Below are 23,266 nucleotides of genomic sequence, written 5' to 3'. Positions count from 1 at the left end.
TAACAGTAGCAGTTTGTCCTGTCTGGAAAAAGACTGCGGCACAGCACGACGCCTGACCGTCGTGGCTGATCAACGCGGCAGGTAGACCGTCAGGGTCTGGCCGGGGCGCAGTGCCTGGCCACTGCGTGGATTCCAGCGCTTGAGATGCTTCATCTCGACATTGAAGCGTTTGGCCACCAGGTACATGGAATCGCCTTTCTGGATCTTGTACTGCACCGGCTTGCCTTCGGCGGTCTTGGCGCTGGCCGCCGCAACGACTTTGCCGGCTGCCCGGCTATTGTCCTGAATGACCAGCGACTGGCCGATTTGCAGGCGATGACCAGAGAGCTTGTTCCAGCGTTGCAGGGCTTCGACATCGACCTTGTTGGCGCGGGCGATGCTCGACAGGTTGTCACCGCTCTTGACCCGGTAGGTGCGCGAACGGCTCGGTTTGTCTTCACTGGCGACCAGCTCGAAGGCCGGTTTCGCTGTGCCGCCCGGTTGCAGCGGGATATTCAGTGACTGGCCGACCTTCAGGCTGTTGCCTGACAACTGGTTGTTGCCTTTGAGTGAACTGACCGATACCTGATAACGCTTGGCCAGGCTGTCCAGGGTGTCGCCGCGACGGACCCGGTAATGCTGCCATTGCATCAGCTCGGCCGGCTGCAGGTTGGGCAGGTTGGCAGCCAGCAGCTGTGCCTTGGAGGTCGGCACCAGCAGGTGCTGTGGGCCATCAACGGTCAGGCGCTTCTTGAACGCTGGATTGAGCTGGATCAGTTCGTCTTCGTCGATGTTGGCCAGGCTCGCGACCTTGGACAGGTCGACGCGCTTGTTCAGCTCGACGACTTCAAAGTAGGGTTCGTTGGCGATCGGCGTGAGGTTCACGCCATAGGCCGCCGGGGTCAGGACCACCTGTGAGAGGGCCAGCAGTTTGGGCACATAGTCACGGGTTTCCTGCGGTAGGGGCAGGTTCCAGTAATCGGTGGGCAGGTTGAGCTTGTCGTTGCGCTCAATGGCCCGGCTGACCGTGCCTTCACCGGCGTTATAGGCCGCCAGGGCCAGCAGCCAGTCACCGTTGAACATGTCATGCAGGCGGGTCAGGTAGTCGAGCGCCGCATTGGTCGAAGCCTGGATGTCGCGGCGGCCATCATAAAAGCTGGTCTGGCGCAGGTTGAAGTAACGCCCGGTGGACGGGATGAACTGCCACAGGCCGACCGCCTGGGCGCGGGAAATCGCCATCGGGTTGTAGGCGCTTTCAATCACCGGCAGCAGCGCCAGCTCAAGCGGCATGTTGCGTTCTTCGAGGCGCTCGACAATGTAGTGCATGTACAGGCTGCCACGCTCACCGGCAGTCTCAAGGAACGACGGGTTGTTGGCGAACCACAGGCGCTGCTGATCGATGCGCGGGTTCAGGTTGTCGCCTTGTTGCAACTGGAAACCCAGCCGCATCCGCTCCCATACATCTTGCGGCTCGGCCTGGGCGGCGGGGGTCGGATTGACGAAGATCGGCTTCTGCTTGATGCCCGTCGCCAGGTTGGCCTTGCTGCGGTAGGTGCCGTCGTGCTCGACCTGACCAGTCGTCTGGCCGGTGCTTTGGCAGCCTGCCAACAGTGCGCTGGCGGTCACCGCGATGGCCTGTGCCAGGCGCGTCAAGGTGGCGGAATTCGCGGGTTTTCCAGTAGATGACGACATTGTCCGGGGGTGTTTCCAGGAAAAAATGTCGGGCGATTCTAGGAAGGGACCCCGCGATGGTCAACCTTTACGGGGTTTTCCGTAGATGAGCGGGTGTGTCAGAACTTGTTTTTCCAGTCGCGCAGGCTGGCAAATACCTCACTGGGCGAGGCATTGTCACGGCCGTTCCACTCGTCCGCTTTTTCTTTAACGGATGTTACATGGACCCGGATAAATGGGTTGGTCAGGCGCTCCAGACCCAGTTGTGACGGCAGGCTGATGCGGTCCATGCTCCGCCATTGGCTGACCTGCGCCAGACGCTGGGTGATGTCAGCGTTGTCCGGTTCCACGGCGTGGGCGAAGCGCAGGTTACTCAGGGTATATTCATGGGCGCAGTAGATGGCCGTGTGGTCGGGCAGGGCGGCCAGCCGGCTCAGCGAGGTGTACATCTGCTCGGGGGTGCCCTCGAACAACCGGCCACAACCGGCGGCAAACAGGGTGTCGCCGCTGAACAGCAGGGGCTTTTCAGGGCCTTCATGATAGAAGGCGATATGCCCGGCGGTGTGACCTGGGACCAGAATGACCTGCAGCGCCAACCCCAGTACCTCGATACGGTCGTTGTCGTGCAGCGCGACATCGCGCGCCGGAATCGTCTCGCCGGCCGGCCCATAGACCCGTGCATCAGTGATCGCCTTGATCGCCGCCACGCCGCCGACATGATCGTTATGATGATGAGTGATCAGGATGTCACTCAGTTGGTAGTCAGGGTTGGCCTTTAGCCAGCCAAGCACCGGTGCGGCGTCACCCGGATCGACCACTGCACAGCGTCGGGTCGAAAGGTCTTGTAACAACCAGATGTAGTTGTCACTGAAAGCGGGCAGGGCGTGGATCTGTATCATGGCGCAATTCGCTTGGCGGGAAACAATAGTGCATCTTAGGGGCTGTTTACAAAATAGGCGAATGAAGGCAAGACAAGGCGAGGTCAGGCGAAAAAGCGCAGCGTACATAACGTACATGAGCATCTTGAGGCTGATTTCAACGCAATATTGCCGAGTGCAGCCATTTTGTAGGCCACCCTTAGACACACGTATTGATGCCCGTCGAGCAAGCGGCCACAAGCCATGCCTGCCCTGTATCGCTCAAAGCGTCCAGCTGGCGCTGCGAGTCCCGGAGGAACATATCCCATGATCGATCAATCCTTCGCCCAGGCCGATCCGCAATGGCTGGAGCTGACCTGTGTGGCCCGTGAGTGGCTGGACGGACCGTTGGGGCGCATGCTGATTGAAGAAGAGCGGCGTGCTCTGGAAGAAGAACTGGCGCGGTTTTTCGGCGGTTATCTGGTGCATTACGGGCCGGCGCAACAGACGCCGCCGCAGGCCGTGCAAATCCAGCGCACCGTGCGTCTCGGTGCGCCCTTGCCGGGGATGGAAATCGTCTGCGAAGAGCAGGCCTGGCCGTTATGCGAGCACGCGGCTGATGTGGTGGTGCTGCAACATGGCCTGGATTTCTGCCTGTCTCCCCATGGCTTGTTGCGTGAGGCGGCCAGCAGTGTGCGTCCCGGCGGACATTTGCTGATCGTTGGTATCAACCCCTGGAGCAGTTGGGGCATGCGCCGGGTGTTTGCCCGCGACGCCTTGCGCAAAGCGCGCTGTATTGCGCCGACAAGGGTGGCCGACTGGCTCAACCTGCTGGGCTTTGCGCTGGAGAAGCGCCGCTTCGGGTGTTATCGTCCGCCGTTTGCATCGGCCAAGTGGCAGACGCGCTTGCAAGGCATGGAGCGCTGGAGCACCAGCGGTCAGGCATTGGGTGGCGGCTTTTACCTGCTGGTGGCGCGCAAGCTGGTGGTCGGCCTGCGGCCATTGCGCCAGCCACGCCGCGAGCCCATGGGCAAGCTGATTCCGTTGCCGCTGGCCAAGGTCAACCGTGACGGTTGTGAGCCTTGAGCGGTTACTGGCTGCCGATGCCCAGGTTTTTTGAATTCGGAATACAGCCATGAGTGAACGCATAGAACTTTTTACCGACGGCGCCTGCAAGGGCAACCCTGGCCCTGGGGGCTGGGGCGCGCTGCTGGTTTACAAGGGCCAGGAAAAGGAACTCTGGGGTGGCGAAGCCAACACCACCAACAACCGCATGGAACTGACTGGCGCGATTCGCGGCCTCGAAGCGCTCAAGCGCCCCTGCGAAGTGACCTTGGTCACCGACTCGCAGTATGTGATGAAAGGCATCACCGAGTGGATGGTCAACTGGAAAAAACGCGGCTGGAAGACGGCAGCCAAAGAGCCTGTGAAAAATGCCGACCTCTGGCAGCAACTCGATGAGCAGGTCAGCCGTCATCAGGTGGAGTGGAAATGGGTGCGCGGCCACATCGGCCACCCCGGCAACGAGCGTGCCGACCAGCTCGCCAATCGTGGCGTGGATGAGGTGCGCGGCAAGGCCTGACGGGCACCTCTAAAAACTACCTGCTGGCTGGGCGCCTGCGGCGTTACGCGCGCCATCGCGTTGTTGAAATCAGGCTCGTGCGCGAGTCCGACGGAGTGCCGCCCAATCAAAATGCTCATGTACAACCCGTACAGTCGAGCGCGACTCCGACCGTTTTTCGCCTGATTTCGCCTAGCGCTGACTGCCTCGCCTACGTTTTTAGAGGTACCCTTGAAGTGCTGCCGGGGCAGTGCTGCCAACCGCGCACTGTCTGAACCCATGCTAATATTCGGGCCTGCACAAGAGGCAACAGAATATGTCATCGCAAAACCTTGATAATCGTTCGATCGTGCTCGATACCGAAACCACCGGCATGCCGGTGACTGAAGGTCACCGGATCATCGAGATCGGTTGTGTCGAGTTGATTGGCCGGCGCCTGACCGGCCGGCACTTTCACGTCTACCTGCAACCTGACCGCGAAAGCGATGAGGGGGCAATTGGCGTGCACGGTATCACCGACCAATTCCTGGTCGGCAAGCCGCGGTTTGCCGAGGTCGCCGACGAGTTCTACGAGTTCATTCGCGGCGCACAGCTGATCATTCACAACGCGACGTTCGACGTTGGCTTCATCAATAACGAATTCGCCTTGCTGGGGCAGCAGGATCGAGCCGACGTCAGCCGTTACTGCACGGTGCTCGATACCCTGGCCATGGCCCGTGAGCGCCACCCCGGCCAGCGCAACAGTCTTGATGCACTGTGCAAACGCTATGACGTAGACAACTCTGGCCGTGACCTGCACGGCGCATTGCTCGACTCGGAAATTCTGGCCGACGTCTACCTGGCCATGACTGGCGGGCAGACCACGCTGTCGTTGTCGGGGCAGGGCGCCGATGGCGGTGAAGGAGGCTCGGATCGCCCAAGTGAAATTCGTCGTCTGCCAGCCGACCGGCCTGCCGGGCGCATCTTGCGTGCCAGCGCCGATGAACTGGCGGCTCACGAGGCGCGCATGGCAATCATCGCCAAGGCCGCCGGCGCTCCGGCGCTGTGGGTGCAGATGCAGGAAGCCGGGCAGTCGGCCAACTGACCAGCCTTTGAGCCGACCCGTATGAAAATCCATCCGGCCCTGGCGATTCGTCCCGCCGACGAGCAGTTCGAGGACTACCTGCTCAACGGTGTGTTCACCTTCATGGTGCGCAGTTTCGCCACGGTTCGGCTCGGTGAGCCGGTGGCTGACTGGCCGCTTGAGCAGGTCAAGCCGTTTGAAAAAAACTACGGGATTGACTCAGAAGAGTTCAGCCAGCGGCGCGAATCGACCAACGCCACTGTGCTGGTGGCCTGGCTGGATGATCAGCCGGTCGGCCATCTGACGATCCGGCCACACTGGAATGGCTTTGCCTATATAGATGAACTGGCGGTGGACGCGCCTGCCCGCCGCAATGGCGTGGCCCGCTCGCTGCTGGAAAGTGCCAGAGGCTGGAGCGAGAAGCACAACCTGGCAGGCATCATGCTTGAAACCCAGAACAACAATCTGGACGCCTGCCGGTTGTATGAGAAATTCGGTTTTGTGGTGGGTGGAGTCGACCATCTGAGTTATCGCGCAATTGATCCGCAGACCCGCGAAGTGGCGATTTTCTGGTACCTGATCTTTCCCGCAGGCTAAGACGCCCTCAAGGGATGCGGGTCATCTTCACGCCATTTTGTACCAGTTCGAACTCGTCGCCGCCCAGGTGATTGACCCGGTCGCCAATCGCCAACCGATACGTGGTCACCACAGTTGCGCCACCGACCCCATCAATCTGCGCCTCCTGAAATTCATGCACCGGATAGACGCGACCCTCGGCATCTCTTGCTTGAAACTGCCCGACCAGAACTGAAGCCATTTGCCTTGAACCTCTGAAAATAACCGCATAATTGCCTGTCAATCGCGGCTGTAGACCATCAAATCGGCGACTGGTTCGCTCTCTGCCCGAGCATCAAGGTGCAGCAAGGCTTAAAGAAAAAAGCACAGGCTTCATACATTCAGCGCGGGCGCTGGTCTATAACTCAAGTTTCCTTGAACCCAGCGCCGGAGTTTTTTATGAGTCAGGTCCATCGCATTGCCGTACTGGTCGGCAGCCTGAGAAAAGAGTCGATCAACCGCAAGATTGCCCTGGCCCTGGCCGGGCTGGCACCGCCGAGCCTGGAGTTGAAGATCGTCGAGATCGGTGATCTGCCGCTGTATAACGAAGATATCGACGGTGCCAGCCCGCCAGCAGCCTACACCCGTTTTCGCGATGAGCTGGCCGCTGCCGATGGCCTGCTGTTCGTGACCCCGGAGTACAACCGCTCGGTGCCCGGTGCCCTGAAAAATGCCATCGACGTCGGTTCGCGCCCTTACGGCCAGAGCAAGATGAGCGGCAAGCCAGGCGCGGTGATCAGTGCCTCGCCGGGTGCCATTGGCGGCTTTGGTGCCAACCATCACCTGCGTCAGTCACTGGTGTTCCTCGACGTTGCCACCTTGCAGCAGCCAGAATCCTACCTGGGTAACATCGGTGCCAGCTTTGATGAAAATGGCGAGCTCAACGAGCGCACCACGGCCTTCCTGAAAACCTTCATCGAGACCTTCGCCGCCTGGGTCGAGAAAACCCGCAAATTCTGAGTCAGTCAGTGCAGGGATTGCCATATGTATGGCAGTCCCTCGTCATACTCTGGTTACGCTCCTTTTCCATTTGATGCATTACCGGCACCTGTTGTGTCCGGTGATGCCTTGTGCAAAAGGAAATTTGCCATGTCGCCCACACCTTATTTTCACCCTGAGCCGCTACGTCAGCGGTTCATGCAGCATGTGCAGGTTGCACAAGCTGCACAGCGTATCGATGCCGATCAAGCACACTGGCTGCAGCGATTTTCCGATATCGAGCAGCCTCTGCTCAGCGATGATCCGCCGGTTTTGCACTGCCTGATTCTGGAGGACGGCTCGCCGGTACCGTTGGCACTGGCCTCGGCGATTCTGATCGTGCGTCGTCATGCGACGGGAGAGACCCTGTACCTGGACAGCCTGGCGCACGGGCTTGAGTGTTTCACCGAGCGCAGTCAGCTGGCGAGCTGGTTGAGGCAACGCTTCGCGATTCGCAGCGGGCTCAATCCGGAGTTCGAGTATCAGGTTCTTGAAGGCTCGCTGTTTGAGCAGCGCATGCTGTTGATCGTCGATCACCAGGTGCAGGCCTTGAACGGGCTGTTGGCTACGCTGCAAAAGCTGCCGTCGCTACAGCAGGCCATCGGCCGGATGCTCAAGCCCAGACTGCAAGCGATCTGGCCCGCAACAGCGATCGACCCTCAAGCGCTCACGGTGCAGATTGTCGAGACCGACCCTGGCAAGTCTGGAGCTGATGCTCAGACCATCGTTCGGGTACTGCCCCCTGAGCAGGCGGTACTTGGCCTTCTGACTGGCGAGGCATTGCCGGACAACCAGCAGTTGCGCTTTCTGGACCGGCATGGTGAGGAACTGGGTTCACTTGGGGATGCACAGTTCAAGTGGCAGCTCAATGAGTTGACCGGTGATTATGAAGCGTTGCTTGCCGACTACTGGGCGATTGCCGATGAACAGCGAGTGAGTCGCCGCGAGCGTGTAGCTCAACTACTGGCTGACGGCTTTACCCATCAGGCATTGGCGCTGCAAGCGTTATCGCCAACAGATACGCAGGTGTTGCTCAGATTGGGTGTGCAGCCGCTCGGGACAGAGCCCGCGGTGGCGGTCAAGCGGCTTTCGTTGAGCGCCGCCCAGCAGGGGCCGTTCAAGCTGGTCAGTCTTTATCTTGTTCATTTGGAGGGCGGCTACGCGCTTTATTCGCCGGGCAAGGGCCTGCGCCTTGTCGGCGACTGGCAAGCCTTGATGCAACTGGCCAACAGCTCTGCCGGGCGCAGCGAACTGCGCGATTATCTGTCGCTGGACGACCAGCGCCTGTTCACCGCAAGCACCGGCCTGCAACTGCACAGCCACGACCTGGCCCGGCCGTTGTTCCTCGACTGTATCGACTCAATCATTGGCCTGCAGAAGCGCAACCTGAACGAGGTGCTCAAGCGCCACAGTGACGATGCCGATGAGCTGCTCGCCATGGTTGACGATGCCCTCGACGTGCGGACTCTCATTGATCCACGGCTGAGCGGCATCGAACCGGGCGAACGCTGGCAGGCCATACCCGCAAGATTCCTCGACACCTGGAGCAACCCGCCCGGGCCGGTTGCCTGGCCGTACCGCCCGACCCCTTCGTGGATGGAGCAAGTGACGCTGCACGATACCTTGCTAAAGGAACTGGGTACGTTGCGTCCACGGCTGGAGGCGCTTGCCAGGCAGGCCTTGAATCCTTGGCTGGCGGTTGTGGGCGGCGCCAAGGCACTTGACGCGCAGCAGGTTCGGGTCCTTGGGACAGGGGCGTATTTGCTCGTCCCAGGCAATGACCAGGACGATCCCCAACCTGACAGCACGGCCCGGCCACTGGCCTTGACCGACCTGTTGCTGGAGCGTCTGACCGGCCTGCGCAACGCGCCACTTGCGGACAATTGTGAAGTCCTCGGCCAAGGCCAGACACCAGAGGTGCTAACCACCTTTACTGCGCGATTGCTCGAGCATGTGCTTGACCAGGCCGGTGTTCAACTGCTGGCGTTGTCCGCAGGTTCGGTCTCGGCGTTTTTCGATCACCCGTTGCGTCAGGATTATGCGCAGTCAGTGCCTGGCCAGATGATGTGCGCGCTGCATTACAACCTGCTGCGCCTGGAACTGCAGGTGGCGCGGCGGCTTGGGCAATTTCCCCAGGCGGCGCTCGACATGCTCCAGCAGGTGCTGGATCGTCCCGGCCGTGACTTGCGCATGGTCTATGGCAATGAACTGGCCGAGGTCCATGCCGTGTACCTGCAGGTTGAAGGCCGACGGATTTCGCTGGGCTTGAGTGATGCCTGGGTCATGCAGTGCAGTGCACACCCCGATCAAGGGCTATTGTTCTGGTCGCGGTTGTCGGGTTTGCAGGCAATGCCCTCGCTGGCGAGCTTGCAGGTCTGGCTCAAGCGGCGCCTGGCACTGCCCGATTGGCGGGCCCGATGGCTGGAGCTGTTCGACGCAACTGACCAAACCTGGCTCGACCAGTCCCTGGCGGCGGGAAAGGAGGCTCATCCGGGCCTGGTCGAAGTCTATGGGCATTTCATTGAACGGTTGCAAGCGGCTGAACAGCAGTGTCAGCAGCGGGCTCTCGCCACGGCCGTCGAGCAGGTCAGGCAAAGCCGCTTTTCGGCTGACACCTGTCGGCGGCACATTGATCTGGTTCTGGCTAACGATCGACAACGGGCCTGGCTCGACACGGTGGCGGTGCGTATCCAGAATCTGCTGTTCGCAGCCGTACTGCCCGATTGGCTGCACAAGGCCGCGGACGCCGATCTTGAGCTTTATGTCCATTTGCTCGAAGCCTTCTACGGCAATGGCAATCCCGCCGACGATTTTCTCGCCGATATCCCCATGCTGCGCCCTTTCGCCCTTGAACAGTTGCTGGCGGCCTTGAGCCGCGACTTTCCTGCGCAGGTGCTCGACCCGCATGATATCCATGTAACCATGACCCGCTATGTTGCTGCACCGGTACCGCCAGGCAGCATCCCGTCAGCCATACCGGCGGCCACGATCGTCGACAGCGAGAGCCTGGTGAGTTTTTCTCTCAACCACTTCGCCAGAATCCAGGACGCCAGTCTCAGTGTGAGCATGGCGAGTGGGGGCACCCTGCCTATGGGGCTTACGGCGGATTATGTAACGTCATTGGTGCATCGGCTGGATATCGGCAAGCGTTATCAGGCATTGCTGAGCACTCACTTCGATCCCGGTCGGGCAGATTATGCCGCAAGGCGCCTGAAGTTCATGCACCAGATACCGGCGCGCCTACTGTTGCCGGCCCTGGAACTCAAGTTGCAAGGCGAGCTCAGCCAGCAAGCCTTCGACTTCATCGCCAGCGTTATCGATATGCCTGATGGCAAGGCCCGTCAGCCGCTGCACCGGCAGACGGTCGTATTGCGCCCATTGACGCTGGTGCCGCGTGCAGACATGGCGCCTGATCAGGTGGAGGGCATCTGGCTGATCGGCCCGCTCGACTCCCGCCAGGGGCCGGTGGTGCTGCATACCCTGTTCAACGATAAATTCACCTTCAAGGAGTTTCGCGATCAGGACCAGTTATTGAGTCAACTGCGCACTGCCGGCCCTTTGCAGACCCTGGTGCTTGAGCGTCTCAAGCCGGCCGCGCGGACCCGCTATGACAATGGCGGGCTGACCGAGGCGCACGTCATTCCCTGGGGTATTGGCGGATATCTGGAGCCGCCGCTGGGGACACCGGGCAAAGTAAGCATCGGTAGCGCAACAGTTGAAGGCAATGCGTTGCGCTATCTGTTCAAGGCTACCCTGCAATTGCTCCAGGATCTCAGCCACAAGCAGGCCGTGACCAGTGCCCAGGCCGACTGGGCGTCCTTTGTGCACGTCATGACCCTGAGCGGCGAGCAGATTCTATTGTTCCTGCCGGGCAGGCTGGGGCTGTTGGTAGGTGCCTGGCAGAGCCAGAACCTGCTGCGCGAATCGGCAGGCGCGGTGGCCGAGCAACGCTGGGGCAAGGCGTTGTCCGAGTTTTCCGCGGCACTGGGCATGCTGGTCACGGCCCGGCGTGAGCAGGTCGAGGTTTCCCGTGCCAGCCCACATGTGCGCTTGCCAGAGTTTTCCTGGCGGCACTCATCGTTGGGCAACGACATCAGGGTAAGGCTGGCTCAGCTCGAAGTGCATGACATCGAATTGGCCGATCTGAATTACGACGCGTTGTACAACCTGTATCAGGACCCTGGCACCCGGCTTCGCTATGCGGCCGTCGCTGGCAAGGTGTATGAAGTTCACCAGCAGGACGGCGTGTGGCGAATCAAGGGGCCTGATGGCAACGGGCCGAAGCTGCGCCTGAATTCAAGCCAGCATTGGGAGCTGAGTCTGGAACTGGGTTTGCGCGGTGGTGCTCCATCTCTGCTGGTCAGCAGCGAGCAGCAGATGCAGAACCGGGTCGCGCAGATCATCAACGTGCAGGCCCGGGGTATGGATCAGATCCGTGCCCTGTCTCGTGACCAGGCGCGGTTTATCAGCCTGGCTCGCCAGCGTGGGCTGGGTTATCTGGAAAATGCCCTGTTCAACCTCAATGCGCCCTTCGCCGAGGGCTTGCCATTACCGGTACAGACCCTGCTGAACGACTTTTTTGGCGTAACCACACCGGGCACGGTGCTGATCGACGCGCTGAGGCACCGTATCGGTCAGTTGTTCGTCGCGTTGTCGGAGCCTTCACTGTCGCCGCTGGACTCAGTGCGTTTCGTCACCGGCACGGTCAAGCCTGGGTATGAAAATCTGGCGGCTTTCGTGATCACGTCCGACCCGCTGCAACGCCTGTACCTGAGCGATATGTTCTTTACCCCACCGGTTTATATTCTCAAGTCGGCAAGCGGTATTCGCGCGTTCAATCCCGACGACCATTTTCGCGCCGTTACCCTGTTGCACGAACTGTCTCATCTGGTTTGCCGAACCCAGGACATTGCGTATATGGATGCCGTCGCGCCGCCCGTTGACCTGCTTGATGACAGCCTGCCGCTCTCGGCCGATTACAAGCAGGATTTGCAATTGTTACGTGAGGCTTCGCTGTCGCATCGAACGCCTTTGGCGAATTTGTTCCGAACCTGGGACAGCAATGGTTGGCGAGACTTCCAACCCAGCGACGGCTCGGTCTTTGCGACCATTCTCAAGCTCGTTGGCCAGCCAGACCTGACGCAGGCGCGCAGAGCATTTCTGACCGATGTGCACGCTCGTCGGCGGGTCATTCTCGGTAATGCAGATTCTTTGGCGTTGCTGGTGGCGCAGTTGGGCCGCGAGCGATTTACCTGAACCGGCACAGTAATCACTAGGGGCTGTTGACGTTTCATCACAACCGCGCCGAGGTCTGTTTTGTCGGCCTGCATAGGCTTCAGTCTGTTGAAGTGTGTGTGACAAAACAGCCACGGCCCTGCGGGTTGCGCCCCAAATCGTGCCATGCGTCGTTGAAGGACTTGAAAAGGGAGCGACCATTTCCTGCGTCCTTCGCCTCGCCTGACACGATTTGGCGCTGCAACGCGGCCTGCGCTGAAACGTCGACAACCCCTAGCGTTATGTAGCGCAGCCTGGATGGTATGCATCGATAGGCTCCTGTTTCACCTTCCTGCCCTGTATTGCCATGCAGCAGGGCAGGTCATGCACAAGGAGCCTTGCCATGACTCAATCAGCAACACCCTGGTTTTACCACCACGCGCTTAGTCAGCGCTTCGCCGAGGATGTGCGCGCAGCGCTGAGTGCGGCACGCATCAGCCCCGGGCAACAGCAATGGCTGCAACGCCTGATCGACAACCCGCACAGCGACCAGCCATTACCAAGGGTCGACCACCTGCTTACCGACACGCAATTGCCCATGGGTGCCGAACTGGCGGGTGCCTGGGTCATCAGCGACCCTTCACTGGTCGCCGCACCGCTGTTGCTCAGTACCCTGCTGCGCGGTATCGAGTCTTTTGCCGATCGTGACGCGCTCAATGCCGAGCTGATCTTGCGTCTGCCGGTGGGGACAGGCATGTCGGTGGTGCTGGAGGGCGAACGGGTCGAGGGCAAGTTTTTCGAGCAACGCATGCTGGCGATCGTCGATCAGCAGGCCGGCCAGTTGCAGGCGCTCAGCCAGCAGCTCGATGAACTGCCATCGTTGCACACGGCCATCGGCAAGCACTTGCAGGAAGCCGTTGACCGGCAACTGCCGGGCGCTGGCATTGAGGTTTTCTCACACCTGTTGCAGGTGGTCAGCGCAGACGGCACGCAAGTGTTCGGCACCATGAGTCTTGCCGATGCGGCTTACCAGGACCAAGGCACCCAGACCGCCAATCCTGATAAGGACACCCGGCGTCGTTTCATGAGCGCCAGCGGCGAGCTATTGTCCGAAACTCAAGCGCAGCCCTGGGTTACGACGCTGGCCGAGGCAGGCAATGGATTGGCCGGACACTTCGAGCGCTTGCTGGACCAGTACTGGTTATCGCGGCGCGACGAGGGTGTCACGGTGCGTGAGTTCGCTGCTCGCGGTCTGGCCGAAGCGTTCAGCCATGAAATCCTCAAGTCCGTTCACGAGCAGCGCTTGACTGAGACAGAACTGCGCTATCTGGTGCGAATCCTGGAGCATCCCGCCTTGCCCCTTGATGAGGGCCTGTGCCGCGCCTGGCAACTGTCGCTGGAGCTTGAGGGGCAGGGCTCGCCCAAGCTGGCTGGTGTGTTTGCAATGGAGTTCGCACACCAGCAGATGCCGGGCTTGTACTTGTTCTCGGCTGCATATGGGCTGCGCCGCTTCGCGAGCCGCCAGGGGCTGGAGCAGCATTTTTCCAGCGCCCAGACACTGCCTGAGTTGATCCGCTGCACCTCACTGAATGAGCACGCTGGCTTACAGGCACACAAGGTACAGCGGGTGCGTCTGGACCTGATCGAACAACCGCTGTTTGTGCGCATGCTCGACTCGATCATCGCCCTGCAGAAACGCAACCTGCAGCATGTGCTCGGGCTGGCAGCGGTTCACCATCAGCGTGCCGCAGTGCGTGTGGACGATGCGCTGGATATCCGCCATCTGCTTGATCGGCGCCTGCTTGGCCTGCACGACGCCTGGCGCTGGACGGTCGAGCAGGACAGCTTCGAGCAGCGCTGGGCGGCCCGCCAGACCGTTGCCGAGTTTGGCGCGGCGCAACTGGACGCCCCCATGTATTCGCTGTCGGGCTCCTGGTACGGACAATTGAGTTCGCTGGACGGGTTCGTCGACCGCCAGTGCCAGCTTTACGAGCATGTAGTGGGCTGCATGCGCCTGTCACTCAACCGTTACCTGAGCGTTTTCGGCGAGCAGCATATGGATGCTCGCGATCTGTGGGTGCACAGTGCGGGCTCTGCCAACATCCACCTCATTTCCCTGGCCTTGGCGCGGTTCAGTGGACATCCCGGCGGGCCTTTGGCAGCAGGCAGTAACGTGCTGCCCGAGGCGGTAAGTGGCCGCCTGCCGGTCGACTTGCTCGAAGCGATCCTCAACCGGGTTACGGACGATTTCGTGCGGCGTTACGACTGGCACTTGCGCAGCTTTTTCCTGCGGCCGGTGCGCTGGCTCGACACTCAATTACGTCCTCGGTTGCTCAACGGTCTGATTCGCGATTGCGCCTTGCGCCTGCAGGTCTCCATGGAGCGCCGCCGGCAGGAGCTCGATGTGCAGAGCCTGGACATGTTCCAGCAGGTGCTTGACCGGCCCACCGCTGCGCTACGTCAGGCACTGGGAACCGATCAGGTCGATGCGCACCGTGTGCAGTTGATTTTTGATCCGGCTCAGCCAGCGCTGGCGCTGGGCAGCGTGCTGGTTCTCAGCAGTACGGCGGCGCCCGGGCGTTATGTGCTCTGGTCGCTGAGCGACGGGCTCAGCAGCCATGCTTCATTGCAAGCACTGGAGCAAAACCTGGCCCGCCGTTTCGACTGGCCGGCGGCGCGGCAGGCCTGGATGGCCCTGCTGAACGAAACCGACCGGCAACGTCTGCAGGGGCATCTGGACAGCCTGCAGCATCCTCTACATCTGAAGGTTAGCTTGCAGCGTCTGGACGGGCATGTGTTCCATGCCTTGCAACAGACCGAGATCGAGCGCCATTGCCAGAAGGTTGTCCGGGCCTGCCAACAGGCCTTGCCGCGCAAACTGTCTGCCGACCTGCTGCGCCATGTGCTCAGAGAAAGCGAAGATGACGATGGCAATCGTCCGCTGCTCGATCATCTGGGCCTGACCATGGAACTGATGCTTACCGATGCCTTGCTGCCTGCCTGGATGAAGGAAGCCTCGATTGCGCAGTTGTTCAGCCTCTCGGCATTGATCAAGAACTGGTACATCGCCTGCAATTCCGGCAAGGATTTTCTCGTTGATATCCCAGAACCTGGCCACTATGCCCGCGACCGACTGCTGGCGCGTTTGCAGGCTGATTTTCCAGGGGCTGAGGTCGACCCTGACCGGATCATGGTGACCCTGACGCGCTACATATCGGCTCCCGTCGCGATTGGTCAGATCCCGCAAGCAATACCTGCGGCCAGCAGTCGCGTGCAAACGAGCTTGAGCGAGTATGCCATCGGGCGCTTCGGCGCCAGCCAGGATGGCATCCTTTCGGTGTCGACGGGCGAGGCGGCATGGCCGGGCAAGCCGATCAGCGCAGAGTATCTGAGCGCCTTGATTCGCGAACTGGACATCGCCGCCGGCTACCGGACGCTGCTCAGGCAGACACTCAGCCACGACAGCCCGGACTATGCGATGCGACTCAGGTACTACGCCTTGCAGGTGCCGGCGCTGGAGCTGCTCAGGACTTACGCGATGCGCGTGCGTGGTGAGCTGAGCGATGAGGCGTTCTGTTTTGTCGAGGGGGTAATGATCATGCCTGACGGCCTCGGGCGCCTGCAGGTGCTGGGCCGGGATATCATCATCAGCCCCTTGCAACTGCGCGCCGCTCCCGGCCTGGCTGCCGATACGGTGCTGGGCGCGTTCATCATCGCCCCGTTGGCGCCGCAGCCAGGCCCGTGGCTGTTGTACACGTTGTTCAACGCTGATTTTGTCGTCGAGGAATACGCCAGCGAAGCCGCGCTGCTCAGTGATATCCACACTGACCAAAACTTGCAGAAGTTCATCCTGAGTCGCCTGCCTGCCCCGGCGCGGCGCTTGTATGACAATGGCGGCTTTGTGGAGCCCCACCTGCCATTCAGCACCGAGTCCGACCTGGACGTGCCTTGGGAAACCCCGGCGCCGGTCGGCCTGGTGCTCTCGCCGGTGCAGGGCAACGCGCTGCAGGCGTTGTTCGACAGCACCGGGCAAGTGTTGCGTTGGTGGTTCGAGCAACTGAGTGTGACCAATGCCGAAGATCAGCGCATGGCCTCCAGGTTTCTCTGGGGGTTGGGCGCCGAACAGGCGCTGGCCCTGTTGCCGGGACGTTTGGGGGCGTTAGTGGGGCTGTGGCAAAGCCATGATCTGTTGCATGCGTCGGCGATGGATGTCGTTCAGATGCAATGGGGCAAGGCCGCTGCGGAACTGCTGGCCGCCGTAGGTGTACTGATTACTGTGCGGCGCTCCCGCCAGGAAGAACTGCTCGAACCCGAACGGCTCGCTGTCGACCGCCAGGCCCCACGACTGCCGGACCTTTCACAGTTCGGCTGGGGTAAAAACAGCCTGACCCCGGACCTTTGGTCACGGCTGCGCCTTTTTCAGGCCAATGACGTGGCGTTGGCCACCCTGACCCACGATCCGCTGTTCAACACCTACAAAGATACGGCCGGCCGTACCTATGCCACGATTGCGGGTGCGGTGTACCGCATCGACAAGGATGAATACGGCTGGTTTATTGTCGGCGATAACGTCCAGGGTCCCAGGGTTGTCCTGCGTCAGCAGCAATGGGAACTGAACCTGCAACTGGGGCTCAGGGGCGGGGGCGGCATCCTGACCCGGGTCAAGACCGGTTTGATCAACGCCGAGGTCGACGACGTGCTGATCGTCGAAGCGCGCGGAATGACCGAGATACGCCACAAGTACCGCACGCGTGCCGACGACATCGCCCTGGCCCATGCCCAGGCACGCGAGTACCTGGAAAACAGCCTGGACAATCTGCTGCAGCGGATGCCCGACGGGCAGCCTCATCCAAGGGTGAATGCCATCCTCAAGGATTTTTTTGATATCAGTGTTCCTGATGAGCGCCTGCACAGCGCGGTGAGCACGATCGTCAAGCAGCTCTACAGTGTCCTGATGGATGGCAGCCTGTCGCCCTACAACTCTGCGCGCTATGTGGTCGGGGTGCGGCGTTCAAGTATGGACGACAGCACCGCGTTCACTTTTCCCAACGAACCACAGAAACACATCTACCTGACCGACCGTTTCTTTCGTGACCCGGTATGCCGGCTCAAACCCCACGTACTGAGCCGTAGTCGTTTCAATGCGGGCATCCATTCGCGGGCGATTGTTCTGCTGCATGAGCTGTCGCACCTGTACAGCGCAACCGAGGACATCGCCTACCTCGATGCACACATGCCGTTCATCGACATGCTCGAAGATCATTCAGCCTATCGGGCTTCGCTCAAGAGCGACCTGATCGTCCGGCAGCGCGGTTTGTCCTACCGCACCCCGCGCCACGAACTGTTCCGCGACCGAGACGACACTACCGATATCTGGTACGAGGTCAGTGAAAAAAACGCGGTTAGCAAGATTCTGCGAAGCGCCAACACCCGGACCATGGAAAAGGCCCGTGATGCGTTCTACGCCGATGCGCGGGTGCGCAGCGACATCATGCTCGGCAATGCCGACTCGGTGGCTTTGCTGGTGTCGTTGCTGGGCAGGGAGAAGCTGGTGCCGTAGAGCGCTTACAACAGGTAATGGCGCAACTCGCGGGCGATCAGCAGGCGCTGGATTTCGCTGCTGCCTTCGTAGATCTGGGTGATGCGTGCATCGCGGTAATAGCGCTCTACCGGGTAGTCCTCAAGATACCCATAGCCGCCATGAATCTGCACGGCGCTGGAGCACACCTGCTCGGCCATCTCCGAGGCGAACAGCTTGGCCTGGGAGGCTTCGGACAGGCAGGGCAGGCCGGCGCTGCGCAGGCGGGCGGCATGCAGCACCAGCAGGCGACTGGCATTGATACGGGTGTGCATGTCGGCCAGCAGGTTGGCGATGCTTTGATGTTCGATGATCGGCTGGCCGAACTGCACCCGTTCACGGGCATAAACCAGCGCAGCTTCAAAGGCGGCGCGCGCGATGCCCAATGCCTGGGCGGCGATGCCGATGCGCCCGCCTTCCAGGTTCGACAACGCAATGGCCAGGCCCTTGCCGCGCTCACCCAGCAGGTTGGCGGCCGGAATCCGGCAATCGCTCAGGCTGATGGCGCAGGTGTCGGAGGCCTTGATCCCCATCTTGTGCTCGCGGCGTTCGACCCTGAACCCTGGGGTGTCGGTAGGGACCAGAAACGCCGACAGGCCCTTTTTGCCCAGCTGCGGGTCGGTCACGGCAAACACGATTGCCAGTTGTGCACGCTGGCCGTTACTGACGAACTGCTTGGCACCATTGAGCACCCAGCTGTCACCTTGTCGTTCGGCGCGGGTGCGCAGATTGTGCGCCTCTGAGCCCGCCTGCGGTTCGGTCAGGCAGAAGCAGCCAATCGCCTTGCCGGTCGCCAGTTTCTCCAGCCAGGCGGCTTGCTGTTCAGCGTTGCCGTACTTGAGGATCGGCCCGCAACCCACTGAGCTGTGCACGCTCATCAGCGTCCCGGTGGCGGCGTCGGCGGCGGAGATTTCCTCCACTGCCAGGGCATAGGCGACGTAGTCAAGGTAGCAACCGCCGTATTGCTCGGGGACGATCATGCCCAGTAATCCCAGCTCGCCCATGCGCGTGACCAGGGCGTCGTCGATCCAGCCAGCCTGTTCCCAGGCTTTGGCATGCGGGGCAATTTCGTTGCGGGCGAACTCGCGTGCCATGTCGCGGATCATCACCTGTTCTTCGCTCAGTTCGATGTCGTGCATGATCAGCTCTCCAGTGGGGTGAAGAAACGTTGCACATCTTCTTGCCTGACGGCCTGGACGGTGGCGTGTTTCCAGTTGGGCTTTTGGTCTTTGTCGATCATCAAGGCGCGCACCCCCTCGATCAGGTCGCCGTGCTCGAACCATTGGCGGTCCAGGCTCAGTTCCAGCTCGAAGCACTCGGGCAATGACAACTGGCGACCGCGGCGCAACAGTTCAAGGGTCACGGCCATGGCCAGCGGCGAGCGGCTGTGCATCGCCGCGACGGTGTCCAGCGCCCATTCCCGGCTGTCAGCCACCGAGACCTGCTGCAGTTGTTCAAGCATGCTGGGGATGTCTGGCAAACCGAAAAAATGATCGATGGCCGGGCGCAGCGCCTGCAATGGCGGGTCTGGCAGGCGCTGGCTGCCCAGCCGGGCCATCACGCCTTGCAGGTCCTTGAGCGGGTTGATGTGCCATTTCAGGTGGTCGAGCATGTGGTCAAGGCGCGCCAGCGACTGGCTGGGCATGTGCCAGTCGGCCAGCCCGCAATACAGTGCGTCAGCGGCGCCGATGCGGGTGCCGGTGATCCCCAGGTACAGGCCCACTTCGCCGGGCAAACGCGGCAGGAAGTAGCTGGCGCCGACATCGGGAAAGTAACCGATGGCCACCTCCGGCATGCCCAGCGAGCTGCGCTCGGTGACCACTCGCAGGTCGGCGCTTTGCACCAGGCCCAGCCCGCCGCCCAGCACCAGCCCGTCCATCAGCGCCAGAATCGGTTTGTGATAGGTGTGAATACTCAGGTCCAGCCGGTACTCTTCTTCAAAAAAACGCTGATGCTGATCCTGGCCGCTCTGGTGGCTATGATACAAGGCGCGGATATCGCCACCGGCGCAGAACGCCTTGTCACCGGCACCGCGCAGTACCACGGCATACACCGTGTCATCCTCGGCCCAGGCGTCGAGCTGCGCTTGCAGGCTGCGCACCATCTCCAGGTCCAGCGCGTTCAGACCGGTCGGGCGATTGAGCACCAGGTGGCCGATGTGGTTGCGCACCCCGGCAAGGATGGCTTTGTCGCTGCTGTGCTGGGGTTGGCCCGAGGATGAAGCCGATGAACTCATGGTGAACTCCTTGTAGTTGTTGTGGGCTTTGGGCCTGGCCATTGAGGTTTCAGCTCTGAGCATAGCCGGTCGGTGTTCGACTCTGGCGGTTTATGCCCGGCTGCGCTTCACTGCCGGCACTGGCAAGTATTTTTTGCCCGCCATGAGCAATCGATGTGTTGTGAATGTCACAAGGTATTCTGGAAGGACTGCCTCTTGAAAGCTGCCTCATGAAAGATACGTTCGCCCCTCGCCAGTGGCAGCCCCACGAGCGCCCGAGCATGCCGGGTTCGCCGTCCACGCCGTTACATCCCACCCACAAGCGCTGGGCCTTCGCGCTGGTCGGGGTGATCGTGGCATTGACCGGCGGCCTGGGCAATGCGCTGGTCGTCGCCAACCTGCCTTACCTGCAAGGTGCGCTGGGCGCCACCTCACAGGACATCGCCTGGTTGCCGGCAGCCTATGTGATGACCAATGTTTCGATGAACCTGCTGCTGGTCAAGTTCCGTCAACAATACGGGCTTCGGGCCTTTACCGAACTGTTTCTGGTGCTCTATGCGCTGGTGACCCTGGCGCACCTGTTCGTCAACGACATCGATTCGGCCATCGCGGTACGCGCGGCCCACGGCATGGTCGGCGCAGCACTCAGCACCCTGGGCCTGTACTACATGATTCAGGCCTTCCCGCAAAAGTGGCGGCTCAAGGCGTTGGTGCTGGGCCTGGGCACCGCGCAACTGGCTACACCGATTGCCCGACTGGTGTCGGAAGACCTGCTACAGATTGCCGAGTGGCGCGGCCTGTACCTGTTCGAACTGGGCCTGACCCTGCTGTCGCTGGGGTGTGTGCTGATCCTCAAGCTGCCACCGGGGGATCGTTTCAAGGCTTTTGAAAAACTCGACTTCCTGACCTTTGGTCTGCTCGCCAGTGGTTTTGCGCTGCTCTGTGCGGTGCTGTCGCTGGGGCGTATCGAGTGGTGGCTGGAGGCGCCGTGGATCGGCATTGCGTCGGCGGCGTCGATCGCCTTGATCTGCGCGGGCCTGGCCATCGAGCACAACCGCTGCAACCCTCTGTTGATTACCCGCTGGCTGGGCAGCGGCGCAATCCTGCGGCTGGGGCTGGCGGTGGTACTGTTTCGGATCGTGCTGTCCGAGCAGTCGGTGGGGGCGGTGGGATTCTTTCAGACCCTGAACCTTGGAAGCGAGCAATTGCACACGCTGTACCTGGTGATGCTGCTGGGCAGCGTCGCCGGATTGCTGGTCAGCGCCCTGACTATCAACCCGGCGCACCTGATCAAACCGCTGCTGATTTCGCTGATGATGATGGCGGTGGGCGCCTGGATGGACAGCAGCTCCACCTCCCAGACCCGCCCGGAAAATATGTACTTCAGCCAGTTCCTGCTGGCCTTTGGTGGCACCTTTTTTCTTGGCCCGACGCTGGTGATGGGCATCAGTGGGGTATTGGCCAACCCGCGCAACATGGTCAGCTTCTCGGTGCTGTTCGGCATCACCCAAAACATCGGTGGGCTGATCGGCTCGGCGGCGTTGGGCACTTTTCAGGTGCTCCGCGACAAATTTCACTCCAGCCAGCTAATGTACCCCCTCTCCTTGTTCGATCCGGGGGGGCAGGGGCGCCTGCAAGGCGGGGCGGCCGCCTATGGCGGGGTGATCGCCGACCCGGCTGCCCGTACAGCCCAAGGCATGCGTGCGCTGGCCAGCACCGCGACCCGTGAGGCCAATGTGCTGGCCTATAACGACGTATTCATGCTGATTGCCTTGATCGCCGTGCTGACCATGCTGTGGATCAGCGTGCGCGTGCTGTGGCTGAAGATGACCACCAAACCTATTGCGCCGCTGTCGGCGGCGCCCGTTTCCACCAGTAGTGCGCAGGCTTCATGAACGACACCACTCGCAACGACCCGACCCCGTCAGGCGCATCTTCAGGCGCTTCATCCTCGCCGGCCAGCGCTGCGCCGCCAGCGCCGCTGACCTCGCCGGCGACCAGCAAGCCGCGTTCGACCCGCGCGCGGCTGATATCTTCAACGCTGTTTGGCCTGGTGGCCCTGGCCGGCATTCTGGTGGTGTTGTATGCCTGGCAATTGCCACCGTTCACCAGCCCGATCCAGAGCACCGAGAATGCTCAGGTGCGGGGTCAGACCACGTTGATCGGTCCGCAACTGAGCGGCTATGTGCATGAGGTGCTGGTTCAGGACTTTCAGCACGTCAAGGCCGGGCAATTGCTGGTGCGCATTGATGACCGCATCTACCGCCAGCGGCTGCAGCAGGCCGAGGCGCAAGTGAGTGTGCAGCAGGCTGCACTGGCCAATAACCTGCAGCAACGGCGCAGTGCCGAAGCCACCATCAGCCAGCGCGAAGCTGCGTTGCAAAGCTCAAGCGCCCAGGCGCGTAAAAGCGCTGCGGATCTCAAACGCAACAGCGCGCTGGTCACCGACGGTTCGGTGTCGCGCAGCGAACTCGACGTCGCCCGCGCCGCCGATGCCCAGGCCCAGGCGGCCGTGGCCGAAGCCAAAGCGGCATTGCAGATCGCCAGAGAAGACCTGCAAACGGTCATCGTCAACCGCGACTCTCTCAAGGCCCAGATTGAAAACGCCAATGCGGCCCTGGAACTGGCGCGCATCGACCTGGATAACACCCGCATCACCGCGCCAAGAGACGGCCAGCTTGGCCAGATCGGTGTGCGCCTGGGGGCCTACGTCAACTCTGGCGCGCAGCTCATGGCGCTGGTGCCAGACACCCTGTGGGTGGTCGCCAACATGAAGGAAACCCAGATGGCCCACGTACGGCTGGGCCAGCCGGTCAGCTTCACGGTGGACGCGCTGGATCATCAGAAACTCAGCGGCAAGGTCGAACGCATCTCGCCGGCTACCGGTTCCGAGTTCAGCCTGTTGCCGGCTGACAACGCCACCGGCAACTTCGTCAAGATCGCCCAGCGCATTCCGGTGCGCATCAGCGTCGACGCCGACCAGCCACTGGCTCAGCGCCTGCGACCGGGGATGTCGGTGGTGGTGAGTATTGATACGTCGTTTGAGAACGACAGTACGACGCCTTAGGTTTTGTACGAAAAGTCGGCGCGCGCAGGCCCGGCAAGGCTGAAACAGGCCAGCAAGTGGAGTTTGACCATCGGGCGCGCGACAAGCCCCGCCGTTCAGGGCGGGGAAGGATAGCGCGGACGGCGTAGCCGTCACTGGTTGCCGTGGGGTGTCTGCTGCTGTTCGATGGATGCACAGCCACAGGATGATGCGACGTAATACGGCGACACAGATGCCCTTCTACGGCGGTATTTCGTTACAAAGACCCCATGGGCATGCACCTTGAAAACACCGTGCCGTCCGCGCCTAATGGCGTCTTCATTGCTCATGGCTCAAGAGCAGCATGCAACGACTTCAAGCCTTCAAGTACGAACTCATGCCAGACGGCCGGCAGGAGCGGCAAATGCGCCGCTTTGCCGGCTCCTGTCGCTTCGTCTTCAACAAGGCGCTGGCGTTGCAGAAGGAACGCCACGAGCAAGGCGAGAACAA

15 protein-coding genes are annotated in these 23,266 nt (G+C 61.2%); 10 read left to right on the top strand and 5 right to left on the bottom strand.

Annotated elements, in window-relative coordinates; all coding sequences use genetic code 11:
- Positions 1 to 69: 69 nt before the first annotated feature.
- Together NRB16_RS24790 and gloB are read right to left on the bottom strand one after the other, a co-directional pair.
- On the bottom strand, positions 70 to 1,671 hold the full coding sequence (locus NRB16_RS24790; RefSeq protein WP_257107180.1) for a LysM peptidoglycan-binding domain-containing protein: 1,602 nt from the start codon (positions 1,669 to 1,671) through the stop codon (positions 70 to 72).
- 98 nt (positions 1,672 to 1,769) lie between these two features.
- Positions 1,770 to 2,549, bottom strand: a complete 780-nt coding sequence (gene gloB / locus NRB16_RS24785) for a hydroxyacylglutathione hydrolase (RefSeq protein ID WP_257107179.1) — start codon at positions 2,547 to 2,549, stop codon at positions 1,770 to 1,772.
- Between the two features lie 285 nt (positions 2,550 to 2,834).
- Here gloB and NRB16_RS24780 point away from each other — a divergent pair, with 285 nt between their 5' ends.
- The 4 genes from NRB16_RS24780 to NRB16_RS24765 all read left to right on the top strand — a co-directional run bounded on the left by NRB16_RS24780 (position 2,835) and on the right by NRB16_RS24765 (position 5,728).
- Positions 2,835 to 3,593: a methyltransferase domain-containing protein gene (locus tag NRB16_RS24780; protein WP_045489763.1), complete on the top strand. Its 759-nt coding sequence runs from the start codon at positions 2,835 to 2,837 to the stop codon at positions 3,591 to 3,593.
- A gap of 49 nt (positions 3,594 to 3,642) precedes the next feature.
- The gene (gene rnhA, locus NRB16_RS24775) at positions 3,643 to 4,089 is read left to right on the top strand and encodes a ribonuclease HI (RefSeq protein ID WP_045489766.1); all 447 of its coding nucleotides are present in this window, start codon (positions 3,643 to 3,645) and stop codon (positions 4,087 to 4,089) included.
- A gap of 295 nt (positions 4,090 to 4,384) precedes the next feature.
- Positions 4,385 to 5,152: a DNA polymerase III subunit epsilon gene (dnaQ, locus tag NRB16_RS24770; RefSeq protein ID WP_045489767.1), complete on the top strand. Its 768-nt coding sequence runs from the start codon at positions 4,385 to 4,387 to the stop codon at positions 5,150 to 5,152.
- Between the two features lie 21 nt (positions 5,153 to 5,173).
- On the top strand, positions 5,174 to 5,728 hold the full coding sequence (locus NRB16_RS24765) for a GNAT family N-acetyltransferase (protein ID WP_257107178.1): 555 nt from the start codon (positions 5,174 to 5,176) through the stop codon (positions 5,726 to 5,728).
- Positions 5,729 to 5,735: 7 nt separating this feature from the next.
- Here NRB16_RS24765 and NRB16_RS24760 read toward each other — a convergent pair whose 3' ends face one another.
- Positions 5,736 to 5,948, bottom strand: a complete 213-nt coding sequence (locus NRB16_RS24760) for a hypothetical protein (RefSeq protein WP_045489770.1) — start codon at positions 5,946 to 5,948, stop codon at positions 5,736 to 5,738.
- A 197-nt stretch (positions 5,949 to 6,145) separates the two neighbouring features.
- Here NRB16_RS24760 and NRB16_RS24755 point away from each other — a divergent pair, with 197 nt between their 5' ends.
- The 3 genes from NRB16_RS24755 to NRB16_RS24745 all read left to right on the top strand — a co-directional run bounded on the left by NRB16_RS24755 (position 6,146) and on the right by NRB16_RS24745 (position 17,498).
- A complete protein-coding gene (locus NRB16_RS24755) occupies positions 6,146 to 6,706 on the top strand; it encodes an NADPH-dependent FMN reductase (protein WP_045489771.1) in 561 nt (186 codons plus the stop codon).
- 129 nt (positions 6,707 to 6,835) lie between these two features.
- On the top strand, positions 6,836 to 11,980 hold the full coding sequence (locus NRB16_RS24750; protein ID WP_257107177.1) for a dermonecrotic toxin domain-containing protein: 5,145 nt from the start codon (positions 6,836 to 6,838) through the stop codon (positions 11,978 to 11,980).
- 361 nt (positions 11,981 to 12,341) lie between these two features.
- Positions 12,342 to 17,498 carry a M35 family metallopeptidase gene (locus NRB16_RS24745; RefSeq protein ID WP_257107176.1) on the top strand — a complete coding sequence of 1,719 codons (5,157 nt, stop codon included), beginning with the start codon at positions 12,342 to 12,344 and terminating at the stop codon, positions 17,496 to 17,498.
- Positions 17,499 to 17,503: 5 nt separating this feature from the next.
- On the opposite strand, the gene NRB16_RS24740 is transcribed toward NRB16_RS24745, so the two are convergent.
- Positions 17,504 to 18,655, bottom strand: a complete 1,152-nt coding sequence (locus NRB16_RS24740; RefSeq protein WP_045489778.1) for an acyl-CoA dehydrogenase family protein — start codon at positions 18,653 to 18,655, stop codon at positions 17,504 to 17,506.
- Positions 18,656 to 18,657: 2 nt separating this feature from the next.
- The gene (locus tag NRB16_RS24735; RefSeq protein ID WP_253117291.1) at positions 18,658 to 19,752 is read right to left on the bottom strand and encodes an enoyl-CoA hydratase/isomerase family protein; all 1,095 of its coding nucleotides are present in this window, start codon (positions 19,750 to 19,752) and stop codon (positions 18,658 to 18,660) included.
- A gap of 209 nt (positions 19,753 to 19,961) precedes the next feature.
- Between NRB16_RS24735 and NRB16_RS24730 the strand changes: the two genes are divergently transcribed.
- The 3 genes from NRB16_RS24730 to NRB16_RS24715 all read left to right on the top strand — a co-directional run.
- Entirely contained in the window at positions 19,962 to 21,626 is a 1,665-nt protein-coding gene (locus tag NRB16_RS24730; RefSeq protein WP_257107175.1) for an MFS transporter, read from the top strand.
- Entirely contained in the window at positions 21,623 to 22,798 is a 1,176-nt protein-coding gene (locus NRB16_RS24725) for an HlyD family secretion protein (protein WP_257107174.1), read from the top strand. Before NRB16_RS24730 ends, NRB16_RS24725 begins: the two co-directional genes overlap by 4 nt.
- Positions 22,799 to 23,120: 322 nt before the next feature.
- On the top strand, positions 23,121 to 23,266 hold a 146-nt coding region (locus NRB16_RS24715), incomplete at its 3' end, for a helix-turn-helix domain-containing protein (protein ID WP_257107198.1).

The sequence above is a fragment of the Pseudomonas sp. LJDD11 genome (assembly GCF_024584215.1).
Classification (GTDB): domain Bacteria; phylum Pseudomonadota; class Gammaproteobacteria; order Pseudomonadales; family Pseudomonadaceae; genus Aquipseudomonas.
The sequence above is the reverse complement of the archived record's forward strand: the minus strand, read 5'-3'. Positions and strand labels throughout refer to the sequence as shown.

Coding starts and splice junctions, on each gene's coding strand:
- NRB16_RS24760 (WP_045489770.1), bottom strand. CDS start 5,948: ATGGCTTCAGTTCTGGTCGGGCAGTTTCAAGCAAGAGATGCCGAGGGT.
- dnaQ (WP_045489767.1), top strand. CDS start 4,385: ATGTCATCGCAAAACCTTGATAATCGTTCGATCGTGCTCGATACCGAA.
- NRB16_RS24750 (WP_257107177.1), top strand. CDS start 6,836: ATGTCGCCCACACCTTATTTTCACCCTGAGCCGCTACGTCAGCGGTTC.
- NRB16_RS24755 (WP_045489771.1), top strand. CDS start 6,146: ATGAGTCAGGTCCATCGCATTGCCGTACTGGTCGGCAGCCTGAGAAAA.
- rnhA (WP_045489766.1), top strand. CDS start 3,643: ATGAGTGAACGCATAGAACTTTTTACCGACGGCGCCTGCAAGGGCAAC.
- NRB16_RS24765 (WP_257107178.1), top strand. CDS start 5,174: ATGAAAATCCATCCGGCCCTGGCGATTCGTCCCGCCGACGAGCAGTTC.
- NRB16_RS24790 (WP_257107180.1), bottom strand. CDS start 1,671: ATGTCGTCATCTACTGGAAAACCCGCGAATTCCGCCACCTTGACGCGC.
- NRB16_RS24735 (WP_253117291.1), bottom strand. CDS start 19,752: ATGAGTTCATCGGCTTCATCCTCGGGCCAACCCCAGCACAGCAGCGAC.
- NRB16_RS24740 (WP_045489778.1), bottom strand. CDS start 18,655: ATGCACGACATCGAACTGAGCGAAGAACAGGTGATGATCCGCGACATG.
- gloB (WP_257107179.1), bottom strand. CDS start 2,549: ATGATACAGATCCACGCCCTGCCCGCTTTCAGTGACAACTACATCTGG.
- NRB16_RS24780 (WP_045489763.1), top strand. CDS start 2,835: ATGATCGATCAATCCTTCGCCCAGGCCGATCCGCAATGGCTGGAGCTG.
- NRB16_RS24725 (WP_257107174.1), top strand. CDS start 21,623: ATGAACGACACCACTCGCAACGACCCGACCCCGTCAGGCGCATCTTCA.
- NRB16_RS24745 (WP_257107176.1), top strand. CDS start 12,342: ATGACTCAATCAGCAACACCCTGGTTTTACCACCACGCGCTTAGTCAG.
- NRB16_RS24730 (WP_257107175.1), top strand. CDS start 19,962: ATGAAAGATACGTTCGCCCCTCGCCAGTGGCAGCCCCACGAGCGCCCG.